The sequence below is a fragment of the Roseovarius sp. THAF8 genome, from assembly GCF_009363735.1.
Lineage (GTDB): Bacteria > Pseudomonadota > Alphaproteobacteria > Rhodobacterales > Rhodobacteraceae > Roseovarius.
Genome location: NZ_CP045410.1, coordinates 2,697,567 through 2,714,018, shown reverse-complemented (window position 1 = coordinate 2,714,018; position 16,452 = coordinate 2,697,567). Strand labels below are relative to the sequence as shown.

At 66.3% G+C, this 16,452-nt stretch carries 18 protein-coding genes; 9 read left to right on the top strand and 9 right to left on the bottom strand.

Features of this window, described 5'->3' with window-relative positions; genetic code table 11:
* Positions 1-64 precede the first annotated feature (64 nt).
* Positions 65-517: an Lrp/AsnC family transcriptional regulator gene (locus FIU85_RS13280; RefSeq protein ID WP_152497228.1), complete on the top strand. Its 453-nt coding sequence runs from the start codon at positions 65-67 to the stop codon at positions 515-517.
* Between the two features lie 115 nt (positions 518-632).
* Here FIU85_RS13280 and FIU85_RS13275 read toward each other — a convergent pair whose 3' ends face one another.
* Both FIU85_RS13275 and FIU85_RS13270 read right to left on the bottom strand, forming a co-directional pair.
* Entirely contained in the window at positions 633-1,205 is a 573-nt protein-coding gene (locus FIU85_RS13275; RefSeq protein WP_152497227.1) for a GNAT family N-acetyltransferase, read from the bottom strand.
* A gap of 136 nt (positions 1,206-1,341) precedes the next feature.
* Positions 1,342-2,268 (bottom strand): histone deacetylase family protein, encoded by a 927-nt coding sequence (locus tag FIU85_RS13270; protein ID WP_152497226.1) that lies wholly within the window; start codon positions 2,266-2,268, stop codon positions 1,342-1,344.
* A gap of 183 nt (positions 2,269-2,451) precedes the next feature.
* Here FIU85_RS13270 and FIU85_RS13265 point away from each other — a divergent pair, with 183 nt between their 5' ends.
* The 8 genes from FIU85_RS13265 to FIU85_RS13230 all read left to right on the top strand — a co-directional run bounded on the left by FIU85_RS13265 (position 2,452) and on the right by FIU85_RS13230 (position 10,323).
* Positions 2,452-3,861 carry a mechanosensitive ion channel family protein gene (locus FIU85_RS13265; protein WP_152498254.1) on the top strand — a complete coding sequence of 470 codons (1,410 nt, stop codon included), beginning with the start codon at positions 2,452-2,454 and terminating at the stop codon, positions 3,859-3,861.
* A 33-nt stretch (positions 3,862-3,894) separates the two neighbouring features.
* A complete protein-coding gene (locus tag FIU85_RS13260; protein ID WP_152497225.1) occupies positions 3,895-4,563 on the top strand; it encodes an FAD-binding oxidoreductase in 669 nt (222 codons plus the stop codon).
* 244 nt (positions 4,564-4,807) lie between these two features.
* Positions 4,808-5,164, top strand: coding sequence for a ribosome silencing factor (gene rsfS, locus FIU85_RS13255; RefSeq protein ID WP_152497224.1), 357 nt, complete (start codon positions 4,808-4,810; stop codon positions 5,162-5,164).
* Positions 5,165-5,635, top strand: a complete 471-nt coding sequence (gene rlmH / locus FIU85_RS13250; protein WP_152497223.1) for a 23S rRNA (pseudouridine(1915)-N(3))-methyltransferase RlmH — start codon at positions 5,165-5,167, stop codon at positions 5,633-5,635.
* Between the two features lie 155 nt (positions 5,636-5,790).
* Positions 5,791-7,308, top strand: a complete 1,518-nt coding sequence (gene gpmI / locus FIU85_RS13245) for a 2,3-bisphosphoglycerate-independent phosphoglycerate mutase (protein ID WP_152497222.1) — start codon at positions 5,791-5,793, stop codon at positions 7,306-7,308.
* Entirely contained in the window at positions 7,305-8,444 is a 1,140-nt protein-coding gene (locus FIU85_RS13240; RefSeq protein ID WP_152497221.1) for a murein hydrolase activator EnvC, read from the top strand. Before gpmI ends, FIU85_RS13240 begins: the two co-directional genes overlap by 4 nt.
* Before the next feature lie 8 nt (positions 8,445-8,452).
* Positions 8,453-9,799: a S41 family peptidase gene (locus FIU85_RS13235; RefSeq protein ID WP_152493967.1), complete on the top strand. Its 1,347-nt coding sequence runs from the start codon at positions 8,453-8,455 to the stop codon at positions 9,797-9,799.
* A gap of 68 nt (positions 9,800-9,867) precedes the next feature.
* A complete protein-coding gene (locus FIU85_RS13230; RefSeq protein WP_152497220.1) occupies positions 9,868-10,323 on the top strand; it encodes a GNAT family N-acetyltransferase in 456 nt (151 codons plus the stop codon).
* Positions 10,324-10,360: 37 nt separating this feature from the next.
* Here FIU85_RS13230 and FIU85_RS13225 read toward each other — a convergent pair whose 3' ends face one another.
* The 7 genes from FIU85_RS13225 to FIU85_RS13195 all read right to left on the bottom strand — a co-directional run bounded on the left by FIU85_RS13225 (position 10,361) and on the right by FIU85_RS13195 (position 16,267).
* Entirely contained in the window at positions 10,361-11,494 is a 1,134-nt protein-coding gene (locus tag FIU85_RS13225) for an aminotransferase class I/II-fold pyridoxal phosphate-dependent enzyme (RefSeq protein WP_152497219.1), read from the bottom strand.
* Positions 11,495-11,510: 16 nt separating this feature from the next.
* Positions 11,511-11,855: a DUF2794 domain-containing protein gene (locus FIU85_RS13220; protein WP_152497218.1), complete on the bottom strand. Its 345-nt coding sequence runs from the start codon at positions 11,853-11,855 to the stop codon at positions 11,511-11,513.
* Positions 11,856-12,282: 427 nt separating this feature from the next.
* Positions 12,283-12,993 (bottom strand): SDR family oxidoreductase, encoded by a 711-nt coding sequence (locus tag FIU85_RS13215; protein ID WP_152497217.1) that lies wholly within the window; start codon positions 12,991-12,993, stop codon positions 12,283-12,285.
* Complete coding sequence (locus tag FIU85_RS13210) at positions 12,990-14,525, bottom strand: AAA family ATPase (RefSeq protein WP_152497216.1); 1,536 nt, start codon at positions 14,523-14,525, stop codon at positions 12,990-12,992. The genes FIU85_RS13215 and FIU85_RS13210 overlap by 4 nt, the downstream gene beginning before the upstream one ends.
* 123 nt (positions 14,526-14,648) lie before the next feature.
* The gene (locus FIU85_RS13205; RefSeq protein ID WP_152497215.1) at positions 14,649-15,284 is read right to left on the bottom strand and encodes an acyl-homoserine-lactone synthase; all 636 of its coding nucleotides are present in this window, start codon (positions 15,282-15,284) and stop codon (positions 14,649-14,651) included.
* 97 nt (positions 15,285-15,381) lie between these two features.
* Entirely contained in the window at positions 15,382-16,107 is a 726-nt protein-coding gene (locus tag FIU85_RS13200) for an autoinducer binding domain-containing protein (protein ID WP_152493974.1), read from the bottom strand.
* Entirely contained in the window at positions 16,046-16,267 is a 222-nt protein-coding gene (locus tag FIU85_RS13195; RefSeq protein WP_152497214.1) for a hypothetical protein, read from the bottom strand. The genes FIU85_RS13200 and FIU85_RS13195 overlap by 62 nt, the downstream gene beginning before the upstream one ends.
* Between the last annotated feature and the right edge of the window lie 185 nt (positions 16,268-16,452).

Sequence of the window (16,452 nt, the reverse complement as noted above, 5' to 3'; positions counted from 1 at the left end):
CGGAATTGCGCTAAAAGATGATCTTGCAGGATCAACATCCCCGTAATTTACAGGAGCACGCATCATGGACGCTGCGGATCGCAAACTACTCGATCAACTGCAAAGGAACGCCAGAACGTCGATCCAGTCGCTTGCAGAGACAACCGGCCTCTCGACGGCCTCTGTCCAGCGGCGGCTGCGCAGCCTGAGAGAGGCCGGGGCGATCCGGCGGGAGGTCGCGATCCTCGATACCGCACAGGTGGGTCTTGGCATCACGGCCATCGTCGCGGTGGAATTGGAGCGCGACAGGCTCGACCAGATCGACGCCTTCAAGCGCAAGGCGCGCGAGGATCGCCAGGTGACCCATTTCTACTGCATTGCCGGGGAGGCGGACTTCATCCTCTTGGTGATGGCCCGCGACATTGCCGACTACGAGGCCTTCACCCATAGGTTCTTCTTTGCCGACAAGAACGTCCGAAAATTCCGGACATCCATCGTCGTGTCGACCGAAAAGGCGACATCGGAAGTGCCAATCTGAGGGTTGGGCGCCGGAGCATCGGCGGGGTGAACGCGCCGGGGGTCGCGCAGATTATTCTGCGAATAATCTGCGTCCCAGAAAATTCGTACGAATTTTCTGGGGCTCCGGTCGGTCTTCAGAACGGCGGGCGCAGGACCGCGTGCAGGTAGGTGCGGGTTTCGCCCACCATTTCCTCGGCCAGCGACAGCGCCGTGGGCCAGGGCGGGTCGAGCGTGGCCTCGACCTCGCCGATGTCGAAGGTCAGGGTCGCGTCGTGACGGCGCGCGAGGCGCTGCATCCGTTCGTTCTCGCGCAGGCACATCATGTAGAGCGAGCGCACGCCCCGGTTCTGGGCCGCCGCCAGCATCCGCACGAAAAGCGCGTCGCCGATGCCTTCGTGCTGCCAGTCGGGATCGACGCTGAGGGCGATTTCGGCGCGCACGGGCCAGCTGTTCAGAAGCATCCGCAACTCGCCCACGCCGTGCAGGTCCCCGTCGACGAACGCGCCGTAGACGACGCTGTCGAGGCCAAGCAGGGTTTCGGCATACCCGGCGACGAAGTCTTCGGTCACGCTGGCGCCAAAGCGCAGGCGGCGGGTCTCGGGGTCGAGCCGCGCGAAATGGTCCAGCAAAAGCCGTTTGTCCGCCGGCCACAGGCGGCGAATATCCGGCTGAATCAGTATCTTGTCATGAGTGACGTCGGCATTCATGGTCTTGGACTCCTTGGCGCGGGCCAAGCCCGGGCAGAGGTGTCCTCCCTGACGGAAAGATAATGCCGCGGCGCGGCATTTTCCATGAATTTTCGGTGAAACCGTTAACTTACGTCACGGCAGGGCGGCCTGTCGCTCAGCCCGCCGCGCGGATCAACTCGTCCACGTGCACCGCCCCGCTGGCGGCCAGGGCGTTCAGATCATAGCCGCCTTCGAGGCAGGAGACCAGGCGGCCGTCGCAGTGTTCCGCTGCGATCTCGCACAGGCGGCGGGTGACCCAGGCGAAATCGTCCTCGCGCAGGTTCAGGTTGGCCAGCGGGTCGTCGGCATGGGCGTCGAAGCCGGCCGAGACCAGGATCAGCTCGGGCCTGAACTCTTTGAGCCGGGGAAAGATCTGGCCTTCGTATTCCTGCCGGAACCCCTGCCCGGCCGTGCCCGGCGCCAAGGGCACGTTCAGCACGTTGTCGTGGTCGCCGGTTTCATGCGCGCCGCCCGTGCCGGGCCAGAGCGGCATCTGGTGGGACGAGATGAAGAGCGCGCGCGCCTCGCCGCGCAGCAGGTCCTGCGAGCCGTTGCCGTGATGCACGTCGAAATCCACCACCGCGACGCGGGACAATCCGTGCCGGTCCAGAGCGTGTTTCGCGGCAATCGCCGCGGTGCCGAACAGGCAGAAGCCCATCGGCGTGGCGGTTTCGGCGTGGTGGCCCGGCGGGCGCATCGCGACGAAGGCGTTGCCGACCTCGCCATCCAGCACCTTGTCGACCGCCAGCATCGCGCCGCCGACGGCCCGCGCGGCGCAGTCGAACGAGCCGGGCGACAGCCACGTGTCGCCGTCAAGCTGGTTGAAGCCCTGCGCCGGGATCGCCTCGCGGACCATGTTGACGTAGTCCTGCGGATGACACAGCGTCAGGTCGGCATCCGTCGCCAGCGGCGCCTCGGCCCGGACCACGTCCTTGCCGTCGAGCGCGGGCCACAGGTGTTCCAGCCGCGCCACGCGTTCGGGGTGACCGTCGGGCGTGACGTGGTTGAGACCGTCCTCGTGGGTGACAAGTAGCGTGGACATGGGCGCGGCTCCTCCTCTTTCAACAAGTTCCGGGGCGGCGACGGGGCCGCGCCGAATGTTCACAACAGCTTAGAGGCCATGCGGCCACTGTCCAGCGCGACTTGTTCACACGCGGGGGGCGTGTAAGGTATTGCCATGGAAGAGGACGCCGTCACAGACACCGCCACCGGCGAGGACGCCGGCATGAGCTCGCCCGCCGAGGCGACGCCGGACCTGGCCAATGACGCGATCGAACAGGCCCAGACCATCGCCATCGGGCTGTGGGAACAGGCGCAGCTGTTCGTGGCGGGCCTGCTGCGGCCCTGGAGCCTGTACCAGGTGGGGATCATCATCGGGCTGTGGGTCGCGGCCACGATTCTGGCGCGGATCTTCGGGCCGCACCTGCACAACTGGATGCGCACCCGCGAGGGCTGGCCCAAGTGGCGGATGCGGTTCCTGGTGATGATGCACCGTCGCTTGCGCCTGATCTTCATGGTGCTTCTGATCTGGCCGGTCTACGGGATCATGCAGGAGGTGACGTGGCCCAGCCGGTCCTACCTCATCGGCGTCATGGCGAGCCTTGCCACCGCGTGGCTGTTCATCGCGGTCATCACGCGGCTGATCGGCAACGCGTTCCTGCGCGGCATCGTGCGCTATGCCGCCTGGACATGGGTCACCCTGTCGATCGTCGGGCTGACGGACGAGACGATCCAGATTCTGGACAGCGCGGCGGTGCACCTGGGCGAGATGCGCCTGTCGCTGTGGATCGTGTTGCAGGCCGTCGCGATGATCGCGTTCCTGATGTTCCTGGCGCGGTTCGTGTCCACGACTTCGGCCTCGCGCATCCGCTCGAACAAGGACATTTCGCCGTCGATGCAGGTGCTGGCGGTCAAGGTGATCCAGATATCGCTTTATGGCGCGGCCTTCTTCATCGGCCTGCGCGCCGTGGGGGTGGACCTGACCGGGCTTGCGGTGCTGTCGGGCGCCATCGGCGTGGGCCTCGGCTTCGGCCTTCAGAAGGTGGTGTCGAACCTGGTGTCGGGGGTGATCATCCTGCTGGACAAGTCGATCAAGCCCGGCGACGTCATCAGCCTGGGCGAGACCTTCGGCTGGATCAACAGCCTTGGCGCACGCTATATCTCGATCACCACGCGGGACGGCAAGGAATACCTGATCCCGAACGAGGATTTGATCACCGGGCAGGTGGTGAACTGGTCGCATTCCAACGAGTTCGTGCGGCTGGATATCTATTTCGGCACCGCTTATGGCGACGACCCGCACCTGGTGCGCAAGGTGGCCATCGACGCCGCCAAGGGGGTGGAGCGGGTGCTGGCCTTCAAGGCGCCGGTGTGCCACATCGTGGGCTTCGGCGACAGCAGCGTGGATTACATCCTGCGGTTCTGGATCAGCGACCCGACCGGCGGCCTGACCAACATCCGCGGCAACGTGTACCTGGCGCTGTGGGACGCGTTTCAGGAGCACGGTATTTCCATCCCCTTCCCGCAGCGCGAGGTCACCGTGCTGGAAGGCTCGGAACTGGGCACGCGGGCGCTGGACCGGGGCGACCCGGGCAAACCGCCGCAGGGCGGCGCGGCAGGGGAACACGGCCCCTGATCGCGGCGTTGGCTGGCGAAAAGGAGTATTCTCATGGCCCATACACTGACCCTGCAATCGCAGCAAAGCGTCACCCACGACACGCATCGCTATGTCTTCGACCGGCCCGAAGGCTTTGACTTCGAGCCGGGACAGGCCGCCGAACTGGCGATGTGCCGCGACGGCTGGAAGGACGAGGGGCGGCCCTTCACCTTCACCTCGCTGCCCGGTGACAGCCATCTGGAGTTCACGATCAAGAGCTACCCGTCGCATGACGGCGTGACTGAGCAATTGCCCACGTTGACGCCCGGCGAAGAGGTTACGCTGGACGGACCCTTTGGCGCGATCACCGACAAGGGGCCGGGTGTGTTTCTGGCCGCCGGTGCCGGGGTGACGCCCTTCATCGCGATCCTGCGCAAGCGGGCGAAAGAGGGCGACCTGAGCGGTTGCCAGCTGATCTTTTCCAACGAGACCGAGGGCGACATCATCCTGCGCGAAGAGTGGGATCAGATGAAAGGCCTGAAGGTCGATCACGTGCTGTCCGAGGAAGACGTGCCGGACCTGCATTACGGCAAGGTCGACAAGGCGTTCCTGGAAAAGAACGCGGACCTGACCGGTCAGGTCTATATCTGCGGTCCGCAGGGCTATGTTGATGCGATGCGGGACGCGGTGAAGGCGCTGGGCGTTCCGGGCGAGCGCATCCATACCGAGGAAGGCTGGTGAGGGCGCGCATTCCCACGCAGTCGGGTGTACGTGGCGGGATGCTGCCGTTTTACAGGGCGCGAGGGCCACAGGATGCGCGGCTTTGCGAAAGCCTTCATTGAATTGTGACAGACGGATTGCTATTTTGGATGCACGCCCGGCACCGGGGCGGATCGGTGCGTAGTAGAAGGAGGACAATGTCCTGTCTCTTACAATCGACGCGGCTCCGGCCGCTGAACGGGGCGCGGGTTTGAGCGCGTCCGACATGGCGACAAGCAGTGACGCACAGCTTGCGCGCATCCTTACCGCACTCGACGAAGACAAGGCCGAAGAGATCGTCCAGATCGACCTTCGCGGCAAATCCGCGATCGGCGATTACATGGTGATCTGTTCGGGCCGGTCCTCGCGCCAGGTGACGGCCATCGCCGAAAAGCTTTCGGAGCGGCTGAAATCCGAGATGGGCGTGCTGACCAAGGTCGAGGGCAAGGACGCGGGCGACTGGGTGCTGATCGACACGGGCGACGTGATCGTCCATGTCTTCCGCCCAGAGGTGCGGGACTTCTACCAGCTTGAAAAGATGTGGCTTCAGGGTCACGGGGCAGCCCAGGCCGCCAAGAGCTGAATGCGCGTCCATATCTGCGCGGTGGGCCGGATGAAGACCGGCCCGGAACGCGCCTTGCTCGATGATTACCTGGTCCGGTTCGACCGGACCGGACGCAGCCTGGGGCTTGGCCCGGCAGAGATGCACGAGGTCGAGGACCGCAAGGGCGGCGGGATGGAGGCCGAGGCGCAGCTTCTGGAGCGCGCGCTGCCCAAAAGCGCGGTGATCGTGGCGCTGGACGAGCGCGGCACGCTGATATCTTCGCCCGACTTTTCCGACAAGCTGGCCGGCTGGCGCGATACCGGGCGCGGCGACGTGGCCTTCGTGATCGGCGGCGCCGACGGGATCGCGCCCGCGCTGCGCGACCGGGCCGAGGTCGCGCTGTCCTTCGGCAAGATGGTCTGGCCGCACATGCTGGCCCGGGTGATGCTGGCCGAGCAGCTTTACCGCGCGGCCTCGATCCTGGCGGGGGCGCCCTATCATCGGGCGTGACCTGGCGGAGTGGCTGCGCCACGCTTTGTAGCGGTGATGAGGGGCGCTGCCCCTCAAACTCCCCGGGATATTTCGGGCCAGAGGAAGCGGGCAAGAAAGCGGTTCACCACCCGGTTCAGACGGGTTAGAAGCGGCCAAGGATTCAGGAGGCAGGATTGAGCGCGCCAAGACCCGTAGTTCTGTGTATTCTCGACGGTTGGGGACTGAGCGAGGCGCGTGAGGCGAACGCGCCCGCGCTGGCCGCGACGCCGCATTTCGATCGGCTGATGGAGACCTGTCCGAACGCCACGCTGATCACCCATGGCCATGACGTGGGCCTGCCCGAAGGGCAGATGGGCAATTCCGAGGTGGGACATCTCAATATCGGCGCGGGCCGGGTGATCGAGATGGATCTGCGGCGCATCGACCGGGCCATCGAGACGGGCACGTTCGGCGCCCTGCCCGGGTTCATCCGGTTTGCCGACAAGGTAGAGGCCGCGGGGGGCACCGCGCACCTGTTGGGCGTGCTGTCGGATGGCGGGGTGCACAGCCATATCGGGCACATGATCGCGGCGGCCAACGCGCTGACCGCACGGGGCGTGCCGGTGGCCATTCATGCCTTCACCGACGGGCGCGACGTGGCGCCGACCTCGGCCAAGGTGTACCTGGAGGCGTTGCGCGCGGCGCTGCCCATGGGGGCCCGGATCGCCACCGTTTCGGGGCGGTATTACGCGATGGACCGCGACAACCGCTGGGACCGGGTGCAGCTGGCCTACGAGGCGCTGGCCCATGGCGAGGGGTACACCGCCGACACCGCCGCCTGCGGCATCGACGAGGCCTATGCCAAGGGCCGCACCGACGAGTTCATCAAGCCGCGCGTGCTGGGGGATTACGACGGCATGAAGGACGGCGACGGCCTTTTGTGCCTGAATTTCCGCGCCGACCGGGCGCGCGAGATCCTGGCGGCCTTTGCCGATCCCGAGTTCGACGATTTCGAGACCGGCCCGCGCCCCGCCTTTTCGGTCGTCAGCGGGTTCACCGAGTATTCGCGCCGCCACAGTGCCTACATGGACTGCATCTTTCCCGACGAGCAGCCGGTGAACACGCTGAGCGCCTGGCTGGCGCAGCATGGCAAGCGCCAGTTCCACACCGCGGAGACCGAGAAATACCCGCATGTCACGTTCTTTCTGGCCGGCGGGCGCGAGACCCCCGAGGACGGCGAGGCGCGGTACATGGCGCCGTCGCCCAAGGTGGCGACCTATGATTTGCAGCCCGAGATGTCGGCGGGCGAGGTCACCGACCACCTGGTGGAGGCCATCGCCGAAGGCTATGATTTCATCGTGGTGAACTATGCCAACCCCGACATGGTCGGCCATACCGGCGACCTGGGGGCCGCGATCCGGGCCTGCGAAGCGGTGGATGCGGGGCTGGGCCGGGTGCTTGACGCACTGGACGCGGCGGGGGGCGCCATCATCGTCACCGCCGATCACGGCAATTGCGAGACCATGGTGGACCCGCTGACCGGCGGGCCGCATACCGCGCATACCACCAACCCGGTGCCGGTGATCGTCAGGGGCGCGCCCGAGGGCGCACGTCTGCGCGACGGGCGGCTGGCCGACCTGGCGCCGACGGTGCTGGACCTGATGGGGCTGCCCAAGCCCGATGAGATGACCGGGACGAGCCTTCTGGAATGATCCGCGCGGCGCTTCTTTCGCTGGCGCTCATGGGCGGCGCCCCCGCCCTGGCGCAGGATCCCGGCACGCAGGCGCGGGCGGCGTCGGATCGCCTGAACCGGGCCGCGGCGCTGATGGAGGCGGCCGAGGGCGCGGCCAACCGCGTGAAGGCGCTGACGGAAGTGGTGGGCGCCTACGAGGACGGACTGGAAGCGATGCGCGAAGGGCTGCGCCGCGCCGCCATCCAGGAAGAGGCGCTGTCGCGCCGCCTGCAATCGCGCGAGGACGAGATCGCCCGCCTGCTGGGCGTGTTGCAGAGCATGGCGCAATCCGAGGGGCCGGTGCTTTTGTTGCACCCTTCCGGCCCGATCGGCACGGCGCGGTCGGGCATGATCCTGTCGGATGTCACCCCGGCGCTGGAAACCCGCGCCGCCGCCCTGCGGGCCGAGCTGGAAGAGGTGACCGTGCTGCGGCAGTTGCAGCAAAGCGCGCTCGACACCCTGCGCGAGGGGCTGCAGGGCGCACAGGATGCGCGCACCGCGTTGAGCCAGGCGATTGCCGACCGCACCGACCTGCCGCGCCGGTTCGTCGAGGACCCGGTGAAGACCGCGCTGCTGGTGGCCTCGACCGAGACGCTGGAAGGGTTCGCCAGCGGGCTGAGCCAGATCGCGGTCGACGAGGCGCCCGGATCGCTGCCCGGGATCGACGCCCGCAAGGGCAGCCTGCGCCTGCCGGTCGAGGGGCGCATCCTGCGCCGTGCCGGAGAGGCCGATGCCGCCGGGATCGTCCGGCCCGGCATCCTGATGGCGACCCGGCCCCGGGCGCTGGTGACCACGCCGGCCCCGGCCACGCTGCGCTATCGCGGCGAGCTTCTGGATTACGGCAATGTGGTGATCCTGGAGCCGCAGGCGGGCCTTCTGATGGTGTTTGCCGGGCTTGACGTGGTGTACGGCGAAATCGGCGAGGTTCTGCCCGGCGGCAGCCCGATCGGCATGATGGGCGCGCCCGAGGGCGAGACCGGCGAGGATGCTAACGCGCTGTTGATCGAGAATGAAAAAGATGCGGGTGCGTCCCGGAGCCAAACCCTTTATATAGAAGTGCGAGAAGACAACGAACCCGTCGATCCGGAGATCTGGTTCGAGACAAGCGAAGGATGAGCAACCCGATGAAGAAGTTTCTGATCGCCGCCCTCGTCGGCAGCCTGACGGGCGCGGTCGTGACAACCCAAGTCGCCGCGCCGCTTCTGGCGCAGGAGGCGGCCAAGACGACGAATGTCTACGAACAGCTTGACCTCTTTGGCGATATTTTCGAGCGGATCCGCTCGCAATATGTCGAGGAAGTAGACGAAGGCGAACTGATCGAGGCCGCCATCAACGGCATGCTGACCTCGCTCGATCCGCATTCGAGTTACCTCAGCCCCGACGATGCCGCCGACATGCGGGTGCAGACCCGCGGCGAGTTCGGCGGGCTTGGCATCGAAGTGACTCAGGAAGACGGATTCGTGAAGGTGGTGTCGCCGATCGACGGCACACCGGCCGAGAATGCCGGCATCGAGGCGGGCGATTTCATCACCCATGTGGACAGCGAAAGCGTGCTCGGCCTGACCCTGGACGAGGCGGTGGAAATGATGCGCGGCCCGGTGGGCAGCGAGATCGTCATCACCGTGGTCCGCGAAGGCGAGGCGGAGCCGTTCGACGTGTCGATCGTGCGCGACACGATCAAGCTGACCGCCGTACGGGTGCGGACCGAACAGCAAAGCGTCGTTCTGCGGGTGACAACGTTCAACGACCAGACCTTCCGCAACCTGGAAAGCGGCCTGGCCGAGCAGATCGAGGACGCGGGCGGCATCGACAAGATCAACGGCATCGTGCTGGACCTGCGCAACAACCCCGGGGGCCTGTTGAACCAGGCGATCCAGGTCAGCGACGCGTTCCTGGAAAAGGGCGAGATCGTCAGCACACGGGGCCGTGCGCCCGAGGATGGCGAGCGTTTCAACGCCAAGCCGGGCGACCTGGCCGAAGGCAAGCCCATCGTCGTGCTGATCAACGGCGGCTCGGCCTCGGCCTCGGAAATCGTCGCCGGCGCGCTGCAGGATCACCGCCGCGCCATCGTCGTGGGCACCAAGAGTTTCGGCAAGGGATCGGTCCAGACGGTCATGCCTCTGCGGGGCGACGGCGCGATGCGCCTGACCACGGCGCGGTATTACACGCCGTCGGGCCGCTCGATCCAGGCGCTGGGTGTCAGCCCGGACATCATCGTGGACCAGCCGCGCCGCGCCGAGGAAAGCGAGGAGGACGAGGAGGAAAACCCCGCCAACCGCTTTGACCGCTCCGAGGCGGACCTGCGCGGGCGTCTCGACAATGACAGCCTGAGCGAGGACGAGATCCGCCAGATCGAGGAAGAGCGCGAGAAGGTCGAGCAAGCCGCCAAGCTGCGCGAGGAAGACTACCAGCTGGCCTATGCCATCGACATCCTCAAGGGCCTGACGGCGCTGGGTCCGGAATACGAGTGATCCGGTCAGAGACAGAATAAACGCGCGGGCGGGGATGATCCCCGCCCGTTTTCGTTTTAGACTGCGTCATGCCCGAATTGCGCCGCCCTTCCGCCGATGATCTTGCCGACCTGACCGCCCTGTGCCTGCGGTCCAAGGCCTATTGGGGGTATGACGCGGAGTTCATGGCCGCCTGCGTGCCGGTGCTGACGCTGACCGAGGCCGATCTGAAGGACGTTCCGACGATCACCGAGGTCGAAGGCGAGACGCTGCTCGGCATGGTGCAGGTCTCGAACGGGGACGAGGGCTGTACCCTGCAAAGGCTTTTCGTGGATCCCGCGCATATGGGCATGGGCACGGGGCGGCGGCTGTTTCAGTGGGCGGTCGGGACGGCCCGCGGCATGGGGGCCACGGAAATGATCGTCGAGTCCGATCCCGGCGCGGTGCCCTTCTATGTCGCCATGGGTTGCCGGCCCGCAGGCGCGGCCCCGTCCGAGGCGATCCCGGGCCGGATGCTGCCGCGCCTGGTCTACGACCTGGGGTAGGCCCCACGAAATTCGTACGAATTTCGTGGGGCGCCGATCAGCCGGCGCGCGTCAGATGCGCCTCCATCGCCGCCAGCCCTTCGTCCAGCCCGCGCCGCCCGAAGCCGAGGCGGAAGCGGTCTGTCGGGGTCGGCCCGAGGTCGGAGCGGTAGATCGTGCTGGGCAACAGAAGAACGCCCGACTCTTCCACCAGCTTGCGGGCGAATTCCTCGACACCATCCGCCCCCAGGTAGCGCGGGAAGCCCATGCAGGCACCATCCGGGCGCCGCCACTCAAAAAGATCGGGATGGCGGGCAAAGAACGCGTCCCATTTGGGCAGGTTCTCGTCCACGATGGCGCAGTTGCGGGCCAGGATTCTCGCGCGGTTCTTCAGGGCGATCAGCGCCAGCCGCTCGCTGGGGCCGGAATTGCAGATCGACAGGTAATGCTTCATCCGCTCCATCCGACTCAGCACCTCGCGGTCCTGGCAGGCGATCCAGCCGACGCGCAGCCCCGGAAGGCCGTAGGATTTCGACATCACGCCCAGCGAGAGCCCGCGTTCGTAGACATCGGCGATGAACGGCAGGTGTTCGGCGTCCGACGGGCCGAGACCGTTGAAGATCTCGTCATGCAGGATCCAGATGCCGTGGTGACGGCAAAGCGTGATCAGCGCGTCATAGCGGTCGCGCGGCAGGATCGCGCCCGTGGGGTTGTGCGGGAAGTTGATGGTCAGCAGGCGGGTGTTGGGGCGGATCGCTTCGCGCACCCGGTCGATATCGAGCGACCAGCTGTCGTCAGGGTCGAGCGGTATGCCCGTCGCCTCGCAGATCGCCAGCGGCAGGCTTTCATGCGACTGGTAGTTGGGGGTAACCACGATGGCATGGCTGTCCGCATCCAGCAGCACGGTGTTGGCGGCGAAAATGCCCTCGCTGGCCCCGGCGAAACACAGGATGTTGTCCGCCGGTTGCGCCTTGTAGGTGGCCGCGATTGCCGCGCGCAGATCGGGCGCGCCGTAGGTTTCGGTATAGCCCAGCCACATAGTCTCGAACCCGTCGCGGTCTTCTGGGCTGGCCATGGCCAGCAGCTCGGGCAGCGCCATGCTCTCGGCGTCCGAGGCGGTCATGTGGTGGCGGGCCTTGAATTCCCACTTGGCGAAATGGGTTTCCAGCCGGAAATCGGGCAGGGTCGTCATGCGTTTTCCTGTTGGTTCAGTCTACCGCACGGATAAGCTTGCGCTCCAGCACGCGCAAGACGGTGCGCAGGTCGTGCCCGCGTTTCAGCACCTGTCCGTCCATGCCGATCACCGCGTATTGCCCCTGCCGGCTGCGCAGCTTGGGGCGTTTCTCGATCCGGTAGAGCGGGTGCTCGGCGGTGCGGCGGAAGACCGAGAAGATCGCGACGTCTCGCAGGCTGGAGATCCCGTAGTCGCGCCATTCGCCGGCGGCGACCATGCGGCCATAGACCGACAGGATCGCGGCAAGCTCGGTGCGGTGGAAGGCCACCTGTTGCGCGCTGCCTTGCGGCGGGAACGGAGAGGTGGGTTGAAATGTCATACCTTCAGAGTTGCGGTAAAAGGGTGGCGAGGCAAGGGATTTGTGGCTCCAGTGGGGTGGGACGGCTGTGTGGTGCCGCTGGGATCGCGAAGGTGAACCGGGGACTCGTGGGGTGGGAGATCCTCGGGTCGAGCCCGAGGATGACGGTGCGCGGGAAAGACCGGGCGCGCGGCGTCGAACCGGATGAACCGCGTCATCCCGGACCTGATCCGGGATCTCGCGGGGCGAGAGGCGCTCGATCAACGAGGCCCCGCGCGGAACCAAGGCGCGGCCATGCCGCGCCGCCGCGCGATCGCCAGACCGCCCGGACGGGCTGGCGATTGGGTGACATTGGTGCGCCGATCAGAGGTCTTACGGATGCGGCTTCCATAAAGCGCCATGAACACGTGTCGGCTCGCCATCCCGCGGTCTGGCAATCGCGCGGCCCCTACCCCCGGCCGATATAGGGCATCTTCGTCGCCATCACCGTCAGGAACTGGACGTTGGCCTCGGGCGGCATCTCGGCCATGTGCAACACCGACCGGGCGGCGTTTTCCACGCCCATCGTGTGCATCTCGGGATTGGCCTCTTTCAGCCCCGCCACCAGTTCGCTTTCCGCATTGCCGATGTCGATCTGCCCGCAGGCAATGTCGAACGGCCGGCCATCCAGCGACAGCGACCGGGTCATGCCGGTGACCGCGTGCTTCGACGTGGTGTAGCAGATCGAGCCGGGGCGCGGCACGTAAGCGGACAGCGAGCCGTTGTTGATGATCCGCCCGCCCTGCGGCGTCTGCGCGCGCATGGCACCAAAGGCGAGGCGCGCGGTGATGAACATGCCGCGCAGGTTGACGGCGATGACCTCGTCGAACTCTGCCATGCTGACCGCGTCGGGCGTGGTCGAGGGGCCGAACATTCCGGCGTTGTTGAAGACCGCATCCAGACGCCCGGCCTTGTCCAGAAACGTCTCGAAGGCGCGGTCCATGGCGTCGGCATCGGTCACGTCGGCGGGCAGGACCACCGCCTCGCGGCCCTCGGCCACCTCTTTCAGCTTGTCGGCGCGGCGGGCCACCAGCCCCACGCGCCAGCCTGCGTCAAGAAAGACCTCGGCGGTGGCGCGGCCGATGCCGGAGCTGGCGCCGGTGATCAGGATGGATTTCATAGCTCTGTCTCTGCCTCCACTTCCAGTTCCAGCGGCGCGGGCGCGGCTCGCAGGTCGTCGATGCGCAGGGCGCCGGTGGGTTTCGACAGGCGGTTGCGCACCACCCAGTGCAGCCGCTCCTCGGCGCGGGTGATGGCGACATAGGCCAGACGCTTCCACAAGGGCTGCCCCGCCTCGGTGCGGCCCATGCGGGCGGCGGCATAGATGTCGGGGGCAAAGACCTGCACATCGGGCCATTGCGAGCCTTGCGCCTTGTGGATCGTGACCGCCGCGCCATGCAGGAAGGTGGCGCCCATGCGGGCGGCGAAGGGGATGAAGGGCTCTTCCTCGTCCGGTTTCTCGATCTTGACGATGCTGGCGGCGCTGACGCGCGGGTCCTCGGCCCCCATCACGTGCAGGCGGGAAAAGCCCGGCTTGCGGCCCGCACCCAGATAGATCACCTGCGCGCCCTTGATCAGGCCGCGCGCCTCGAGGTCGAGACGTTTTTTGCGGTGCTTGAGCGGCAGTTCCAGACCGTCGCAGATGAGCGGCTCGCCTTCCAGAAGCTCGGTGTCGGGCGCGCCATGCACGGCGCGGAAGGCGTTGATCAGGCGGATGCGGGTGGCGTTGCGCCAGACCAGGACGGGCGAGCGCGCCATCAGGTCCACCTCGACTCGTTGCGCCCATTGCACGCGGTCGTCCTGCGCCGCCTTTTGCTCGACCAGCCGCTCGAAATCCTGAAACCCCACCTCTGGGTCGCCCAAGGCGTGGGCCAGGTCGAGGATCGGGTTGTCGGCATCCTGCCGGTGGATGCGGTTCAGCGTCAGCTTTGCGGGCGCGGGCAGCCCATCGAAGACCATCGCGCCGGACTGGTTCACCGGGGCAAGCTGAGCCGGGTCGCCGAAAAGCAGCAGTGTCGGAAAGATCTCCTGCAGATCCTCGTACTGCTTTTCGTCCAGCATCGAGGCCTCGTCGATGAACCCGATATCCAAAGGCTCCTCGCGGCGTTTCCAGCCGGTGATGAAATCGCTGCCGCGCAGGCCGGCGGCGGCCAGCGCGCCGGGGATGGACTTGTGCGTGCCGTAAAACAGCCGGGCGCGTTCCAGCGCCTCCTCGGTCAGGCCCTCGATCTCGGGCTTGTCGCCATTGCCGGCCAGCCATTCGGCGATGCGCTCGTATTCAGGGTCATAGACGGGGGTATAGAGGATGCGGTGGATGGTGGTGGCGGGCACGCCGCGCATCCTCAGAACGCTGGCAGCCTTGTTGGTGGGGGCGAGGATGGCCAGCGTGCGGCGGTCCTTGCGGCGGCGGCCTTCCCAGTCGCCCGACACCACGTCGACGCCCGCCTCTTCCAGCGCGCGGTAAAGAGCGGCCAAGAGCAGCGTCTTGCCCGAGCCGGCCTTTCCGACCACGGCCATCACGCGGGACTTGCCTTCGCGTGGCGGGGTCAGCATCCCCTCGTCCAGATCCACGCCCACCTCGCGCAGCGCGGCGGCGATGCGGTCATGGGCCTCGGCCTGGTCGTCGGAATAGGTGAGCGCGGTCTGGGACATGGCGCGACCCTACAGCCGCGCCCCTGCCTGCGCCAGCGCGGGGACCGATTTCTTGCAAGAAATCGGATCGGAAAATTGCAATTTTCCGGCCCGGAATTTTCGCAAATTCCGGTGCTACGCGGCTCAGGCCGTTTGCGCGAAAGGCTGGCGTTCGTCGCCAAAGCTGCGGCGGAACCATTGCTCGCTCAATTGCGGGGTCACGCCGGCGCGTCGTGCCACTTGGGCGCGGGCGGCATCGGTGAATTCCCACAAGCCCACGCTGATCCGGTCGCGGCCTTCGCCGGTACTGCCCAGAACCTCGGGCGAGGAGCCGATCATCCGGTAGATCCGCACCATCCGCGCGTCGAACACACCGGCGAAATGCTGCACGCCGAAATGGCGCATCAATTCGCCGCCGCCCAGCATCAGCGCGGCCGCGACGCGGCTTTCGGCGCCGCGCGCAAGGCAAAAGCGGGTGCATTCCCAGATATGCGGGCTGACAATCGTGCCGCCGCCCAGGATGTCGGTGAAATGCTCGTTGATCATCGTCCGCCCGGTCGTGGGCAGGAACCGCATCGAGCCCTTGTGGCGCCCGTCCGCCCCTTCCCAGATCAGGTAGAGCGGGTTGAGGGCGTCGTATTCATCCCGCTCGAAGCCTTGCGCATCGACGCGCACGTCCCAGCCGAGCCGGGTTCCGAACTGGTCGGCCCGGTCGCGGAACATGCCATCGGACAGCTTGGCGAAACGGCTCAGTTGATCGGCGTAAAGGTAGCGTAGCATGGTCGAATTCCCCTCTGTCGTGACGATAAGAGGAAAATTCTCGACAATTCGTTAATCGCCCGTGCGTGCACCGCGCGTTGCGTTCCCCGGCGCCATGTCAGATCACGATCAGCCCCTGGCTGATGGCGCGGGCCACCGCGTGCACGGTGTTGATCGCCCCCAGCTTGAAGCGCGCGGATTCGATATAGACCCGCAGCGTGTGTTCCGAGATCGACAGCGTGTCGGCCACTTGCGCCCGGCCATAGCCCAGCGCCAGCAGCGTCAGCGCATCCACCTCGCGCGGGGAAAGCTGCCGCGCGGGCGCGGGGGCGCGATCGGGCTCGAATTCCAGCGCCTTCTGGTTGAAGGTGTGGGCGCACAGGATCAGCTCGCGGCGGCGCGACTCGGTGAACGCCGCCCAGGTGTCGTCATCGCAGCGGTGGTTCACGGTAAAGAGCGCGAATTGCCCGTTCGGCCCGCGCAGCGGAATGGAATAGCCCTGGTTGCCCAGGCCGTGGTCCAGCGCCTCTTTCAGAAAGGCTTGCGCGGGCTTGCCGGACCAGTCCAGCCGCTTCCAGTCGACCGGGTGGAACCGCTGGTAACAGCCCTTGATGACAGGGTCGATGCGCAGGTAATCCTTTTCGACATAGCGCGCCACCCAGGCCGGATCGTAGGTGCCGCAGCCGTACTGGTCGCCCGCCGCACTGACCCAGTGATAGACGAGATGGTCGATGTGAAACAGGTCGCGCAGGCGTATGGCGACGTCTTGCAGGTCGGCCGGGTCACGGGCGCGTTCGAGGTCTTCCAAGATCGGTTCGAGCCGCCGTGGCGGTTGCACGTTCATACCCAATCGTCCCTTCCCGCGCGGGCGTCGATTTCGACGTCAGCTCCGCCGCCGCGACGAGTCTCGTGTCGTCGATCTGTTCGGCGAGTTCCGCAAGACCGTTCTGCCGAGCGAAGGTCCTGAGGTCGGCCAGGACGTCAAGTATCCACTCGTTCTGCATCACAGCCTCCTCCGGGAGCGGTTAACGAAAGGTTAACTCAACTTTAGCATGTTTAAGATTTTGGACGTATTCGCGGTTTTTCACTCCCCGGAAATAGCGAGGGCGAGATTTCCAGCCTCCTGAATTCGTTGAACCCGGCGCAGGACAACGAAAGAAGCCCGCGAACCGGGTCACCGATTCGCGGG

Excerpts from the sequence above, each read along its gene's own strand:
- FIU85_RS13230 (WP_152497220.1), top strand. The coding sequence starts at position 9,868 with ATGCCCGAATTGCGCCGCCCTTCCGCCGATGATCTTGCCGACCTGACC.
- FIU85_RS13270 (WP_152497226.1), bottom strand. The coding sequence starts at position 2,268 with ATGTCCACGCTACTTGTCACCCACGAGGACGGTCTCAACCACGTCACG.
- FIU85_RS13200 (WP_152493974.1), bottom strand. The coding sequence starts at position 16,107 with ATGAACGTGCAACCGCCACGGCGGCTCGAACCGATCTTGGAAGACCTC.
- FIU85_RS13220 (WP_152497218.1), bottom strand. The coding sequence starts at position 11,855 with ATGACATTTCAACCCACCTCTCCGTTCCCGCCGCAAGGCAGCGCGCAA.
- FIU85_RS13225 (WP_152497219.1), bottom strand. The coding sequence starts at position 11,494 with ATGACGACCCTGCCCGATTTCCGGCTGGAAACCCATTTCGCCAAGTGG.
- FIU85_RS13195 (WP_152497214.1), bottom strand. The coding sequence starts at position 16,267 with ATGCAGAACGAGTGGATACTTGACGTCCTGGCCGACCTCAGGACCTTC.
- FIU85_RS13210 (WP_152497216.1), bottom strand. The coding sequence starts at position 14,525 with ATGTCCCAGACCGCGCTCACCTATTCCGACGACCAGGCCGAGGCCCAT.
- rlmH (WP_152497223.1), top strand. The coding sequence starts at position 5,165 with ATGCGCGTCCATATCTGCGCGGTGGGCCGGATGAAGACCGGCCCGGAA.
- FIU85_RS13275 (WP_152497227.1), bottom strand. The coding sequence starts at position 1,205 with ATGAATGCCGACGTCACTCATGACAAGATACTGATTCAGCCGGATATT.
- FIU85_RS13235 (WP_152493967.1), top strand. The coding sequence starts at position 8,453 with ATGAAGAAGTTTCTGATCGCCGCCCTCGTCGGCAGCCTGACGGGCGCG.
- FIU85_RS13260 (WP_152497225.1), top strand. The coding sequence starts at position 3,895 with ATGGCCCATACACTGACCCTGCAATCGCAGCAAAGCGTCACCCACGAC.
- FIU85_RS13280 (WP_152497228.1), top strand. The coding sequence starts at position 65 with ATGGACGCTGCGGATCGCAAACTACTCGATCAACTGCAAAGGAACGCC.
- FIU85_RS13265 (WP_152498254.1), top strand. The coding sequence starts at position 2,452 with ATGAGCTCGCCCGCCGAGGCGACGCCGGACCTGGCCAATGACGCGATC.
- FIU85_RS13215 (WP_152497217.1), bottom strand. The coding sequence starts at position 12,993 with ATGAAATCCATCCTGATCACCGGCGCCAGCTCCGGCATCGGCCGCGCC.
- rsfS (WP_152497224.1), top strand. The coding sequence starts at position 4,808 with ATGGCGACAAGCAGTGACGCACAGCTTGCGCGCATCCTTACCGCACTC.
- FIU85_RS13240 (WP_152497221.1), top strand. The coding sequence starts at position 7,305 with ATGATCCGCGCGGCGCTTCTTTCGCTGGCGCTCATGGGCGGCGCCCCC.
- FIU85_RS13205 (WP_152497215.1), bottom strand. The coding sequence starts at position 15,284 with ATGCTACGCTACCTTTACGCCGATCAACTGAGCCGTTTCGCCAAGCTG.